This window comes from Faecalicoccus sp. (assembly GCF_036552745.1).
In the GTDB taxonomy this organism is placed as follows: Bacteria; Bacillota_I; Bacilli_A; order Erysipelotrichales; family Erysipelotrichaceae; genus Faecalicoccus.
The window spans coordinates 1-4822 of sequence record NZ_JAXKBY010000228.1 but is presented as its reverse complement, the minus strand read 5'-3'; the positions used below and the strand labels follow the sequence as shown (position 1 = coordinate 4822).

5 protein-coding genes are annotated in these 4822 nt (G+C 41.8%); all 5 read left to right on the top strand.

Going from position 1 to position 4822, the window contains the following annotated elements; genetic code table 11:
• Nucleotides 1-684, top strand: a 684-nt coding sequence (locus U0M88_RS10365) for a hypothetical protein (RefSeq protein ID WP_331869759.1), incomplete at its 5' end; no start/stop codon positions are given.
• A gap of 2 nt (nt 685-686) precedes the next feature.
• Nucleotides 687-2465: an aminopeptidase P family protein gene (locus tag U0M88_RS10360; protein ID WP_331869758.1), complete on the top strand. Its 1779-nt coding sequence runs from the start codon at nt 687-689 to the stop codon at nt 2463-2465.
• Nucleotides 2462-2953, top strand: coding sequence for a CpXC domain-containing protein (locus U0M88_RS10355; protein WP_331869757.1), 492 nt, complete (start codon nt 2462-2464; stop codon nt 2951-2953). The genes U0M88_RS10360 and U0M88_RS10355 overlap by 4 nt, the downstream gene beginning before the upstream one ends.
• Nucleotides 2954-2982: 29 nt before the next feature.
• Nucleotides 2983-4002, top strand: coding sequence for a UDP-glucose 4-epimerase GalE (gene galE, locus U0M88_RS10350; protein WP_117446422.1), 1020 nt, complete (start codon nt 2983-2985; stop codon nt 4000-4002).
• Between the two features lie 2 nt (nt 4003-4004).
• A complete protein-coding gene (proC, locus tag U0M88_RS10345) occupies nt 4005-4781 on the top strand; it encodes a pyrroline-5-carboxylate reductase (RefSeq protein WP_331869756.1) in 777 nt (258 codons plus the stop codon).
• Nucleotides 4782-4822: the final 41 nt, after the last annotated feature.

The window sequence follows — 4822 nt, the reverse complement described above, 5'->3', positions numbered from 1 at the left end:
GCACTATATAGTTTTTTAGCGATTTTATTATCGATCTGTATCAGCTTTTTACCTAAAAAAGCACTCAAGCCGATCACTTCTGCTTTTTCGTTTGGGAAAAATGGCTTACGCAAAATGCGTCGTCGCCGTGATACGACAGATACCATTGCCAACGTATGCTTAGGAATCGCTCTTCTTTTTTCTTTGTTTCACTGGCTGATTCCGGCAAGTTTTATCATCTATGGCATTTTGTTGTTGGTATCGTTTTTGTGTGTTCTGGCATGGACAAACAAGATTACGGCAAAAATGGACAGAGTGCATCGCATGCTGGTGTTATTTGATGTGTCCATGATGTTTTTCTTTGGTTTATTTAGTGCCTTAGGCTGTTTTAATGGTTTTGTGACTTTTGACAGTGCGTCTGTCTTGCGGCAGGATATCGCCGGTGGTAAGGTGTTTGAAGTGTTGTACTTTTTACACAGCTTTGCCCCTATGATGGTGTTGTTGCAGGGGATATTATATATGCTGCCGATGTATTGTATGTGGGCCCAGTTTAAATACATGCGACTGGAAAACACATACAAATCCAGAAATATCGGCTTGTTTACGATAAAGATCTTGTTTATCTGCCTGGTGATGGTCGCCTTAAGCTATGGTGGCATCGAAGTATTGAACTGGGCTTATTATATTGATCATGTGGAGGTATAAAAATGATTCAAGAACGTTTAAAAAATTTGCGTGCGAAGATGCAGGAAAACGGAGTGCAGGCTTATATCATTCCAACCAGTGATTTTCATGAAACAGAATATGTCAGTGATTATTTTGCCTGTCGTAAGTACATGTCCGGTTTTACCGGTAGTGCCGGTACATTGGTGGTTTTAACCGATCAAGCCGGTTTGTGGACGGATGGCCGTTATTTTATTCAGGCCCAGGCCCAGCTGCAGGATACAGGCATTGCCTTGATGAAGATGGGACAACCGGAAACACCAAGCATCGAAGATTATATTTGTCAGAATCTTTCAAAAGGCTCGAAAGTGGGCTTTGATGGTCGTGTTATCAATTATATGGATTATAAACGATATCATGCGATCTTTAACAGTCATCAGATCGATATTGTCGCCAATTTGGATCTGGTCAATGAAATCTGGCAGGATCGCCCGGCTTTACCGGCGACAAAAACCTTCCATTATGCCTTACGCTATGCCGGTGTCTCGATGGAAGATAAACTTGCCCAGGTTCGTCAGGCCATGACCAGAGAAGGGTGTGCTTCCTTTATTATCACAAAAATTGATGAGATCGCCTGGCTCTTTAATATTCGAGCTCATGACATTCCGCATTTTCCGGTAGCCTTAGCGTATGCCACCATTGAAAAAGAAAAGGCAACATTATATATTGACGCTTCTCGCTTAGATGATGAAAGTAAAGCTTTGTTTGAACAAAGTCAAATCAGCGTAAAACCGTATAATTCGATTTATGAGGATGTTTGTTCTCTCCAAGGGCCGGTTTTAGTCGATCCACATTTTGTCAACAGTCGTTTGGCCTTGTTGGTACAAGAGAAGCTGGTTGAGGCAGTCGATCCGATCGTATTGATGAAGGCGCAAAAAAATGTCACAGAGATCGAAAATACAAAATGGGCGCATATCAAAGATGGCGTAGCCTGTACAAAATTTATGTACTGGTTAAAAAAGAACGTGAAATCACAGGAAATCACGGAATGCAGTGCACAGGATCAGCTGCAGCAGTATCGCAAAGAACAGGAAAATTATCTGGAAGACAGCTTCAATACCATTTGTGCCTATAAAGAACATGCGGCTATGATGCATTATAGTTCCACACCGGAAACGGATGTCACCTTAAAACCGGAAGGTATGCTTTTGGTTGACAGCGGTGGTCAATACCTGGAAGGAACAACCGATATTACGCGTACTTTTGTCTTGGGAGAGATCGGTGAGGAAGAAAAACACTGGTTTACGCTGGCCATGCGTTCCCATATTCGTTTGGCCAAAGCGCATTTCTTATATGGATGCCGTGGTTTAAATTTAGATATTTTAGCGCGTGGACCTCTATGGGATGAAGATATGGACTACCAATGTGGAACCGGTCATGGTGTGGGGCATCTTTCTAACGTACATGAAGCGCCGAATGGCTTTCGCTGGCGAATCGTACCGGAAAGAAATGATTCCTGTGTGTTAGAAGAAGGCATGATACAAAGCGATGAACCGGGTGTTTATAAAGAAGGAGAATTTGGTATCCGTCATGAAAATGAGCTTCTTGTCGTGAAGGGAACTAAGAATTTCTATGGACAGTTCATGCATTTTGAACCATTGACGTTTGTTCCGTTTGATTTAGATGGCATCGATCGATCCAAGATGACACAAGATGAGATCGAATGGTTAAATGCCTATCATGCACAAGTGTATGACACGCTGCATCCTTATTTAAACGATGAAGAAAAAGACTGGCTCAAAAATGCCACTCGTGCTCTATGAAGGAAAGAATGATTGAAATGACATGTCCGCATTGTGGGCATGTTTTTCACATCAAGCGAGATACGCTGGGCATTGCCAAAATAAGTGAGAACATCGAAAAAAGACTGCAGGATGGAACGTATTTCTATCATCAGTGTAATCATTGTCACCACTTGTTTTATATGATCTATCCCTTTTTATTTCGCGATCCGCAAAGAAAATTTATCTTGATCTTAAGTGATAAAAAAGAAATCGACAATCTTCCTGACGATGAACTGGTTGTGCGTTGTAAAGATCCAGAGCAGCTTGTGTTTTGTTACAGAGTGCTGCATCAGCAGTTAAATTTAAAGAAAATGGTGCATTTCAAACGTCAGTGGGAAAAGAAGTGGACAAACAAAGCGAAGTTTGATCGCTATGATCCTCTTCATCATTGTCTTTGGATCAAGGTAAAAGAGGAATATAAAGCGATGATCCTTACAAAAGAGGAAGAAAAAGAATTGCGTTCATAGTATAATAGAACAAAAAGGAGAGTAAAAATATGCAGATACTTGTTACCGGGGGAGCCGGCTATATTGGTAGTCATACGTGCGTGGAGTTGTTAAATGCCGGGTATGATGTCATCGTAGTGGATAATCTATATAATTCGAATCAGAAAGCCATTGATCGAATTGAACAGATCACACAAAAGAAAGTGAAATTTTATAAGGAAGATATTTTAGACAAAGAAGCACTCAAGAAGATTTTTTCCGAAAATCAAATTGATGCGGTCATTCATTTTGCCGGCTTAAAAGCGGTGGGAGAATCAGTACAAAAACCGGTCGAATATTATACCGTAAATATCGCAGGAACTTTGAATTTGATTGATGTGATGCGTACTTATGGATGTAAGAATATCATCTTTTCATCGAGTGCGACCGTATATGGAGAACCGGCACAGATTCCGATTACCGAAGCATGTCCAAAGGGAACTTGTACCAATCCATACGGATGGACAAAATGGATGTTGGAGCAGATCTTGACCGATGTGCATACTTCCGATCCGGAGTGGAACGTGATTTTATTGCGTTATTTCAATCCAATCGGTGCCCATGAAAGTGGATTGATCGGAGAAGATCCAAAAGGCATTCCAAATAACCTTTTACCGTATGTTGCCCAGGTGGCTATCGGAAAATTGAAATGTGTCGGTGTGTTTGGGAATGACTATGATACACCGGATGGTACGGGAGTACGTGACTATATTCACGTTGTCGATTTAGCCAAAGGGCATGTCAAGGCGTTGGATAAGATCAAAGAAAAAGCCGGATGTAAGGTCTATAATCTGGGGACCGGAAAAGGGTACAGCGTATTGGATGTGATCCATGCGTTCTCTAAAGCCTGTGGGCATGATATCCCTTATGAAATCAAACCACGCCGTGCTGGTGATATCGCCACTTGTTATTCTAAATGTGACTTGGCCAGAGAAGAACTGGGTTGGCAGGCTGAATATGATCTGGATGCGATGTGTGCTTCCAGCTGGAAATGGCAAACGATGAATCCAAACGGATATAACGAGGAATAGGTATGAATATCGGATTTATCGGGTTTGGAAATATGGCACAGGCCATTGTCAATGGAATGGTCAACAAGGCAAACATCGATCCATCTTTAATTCATGTTTGCTCCGCTCATTTTGATTCCTGCCAAAAGAATGCCGAAAAATATGGGGTTTGTGCCCATGCTTCAAGTTTGGAGGTCGTTGAAAATGCCGAATTGATCGTACTGGCCGTTAAGCCGTATCAGATCAAAGAAGTCGTTGAACCGATTCGTAAGATGTTGGCTTCTAAAATTGTTGTATCGATCGCAGCCGGTTGCTTTTATGATTTTTATGAAGAAATTTTAGAGCCCCAGACACAACACATCTCGGCCATTCCCAATACACCTATTGCGGTTGGAAAAGGAATTCTTGTCACAGAACAAAAACATTCTTTACAGCCGAAATCCCTGGAAAGCTTTGTTCAGCTTTTTTCAACAATTGCGCAGATTGAATGGGTGGAAGCTAAGCAGTTATCCATTGCGACCACGATTGCCGGTTGTGCGCCGGCTTATACAGCCATGTATTTGGAGGCTTTGGCCGATGCCGGAGTCAAACATGGTTTAAAACGTCAACAGGCCTATGATTTAGCTGCTTTGATGATGGCCGGTACCAGTTTATTGTATCTGGAAAAGAAAGAGCATCCGGGTATCATGAAGGATGCGGTTTGTTCACCATCGGGAACGACCATCAAAGGTGTTGCCAGTCTGGAAAAAAATGCGTTTCGAGGTATTATCATCGAAGCTATTGATGAAGTGGAAAAGTAAACGAAGGGGGTCTAACAGTTGAGTAGTTTTTGAACTACTTT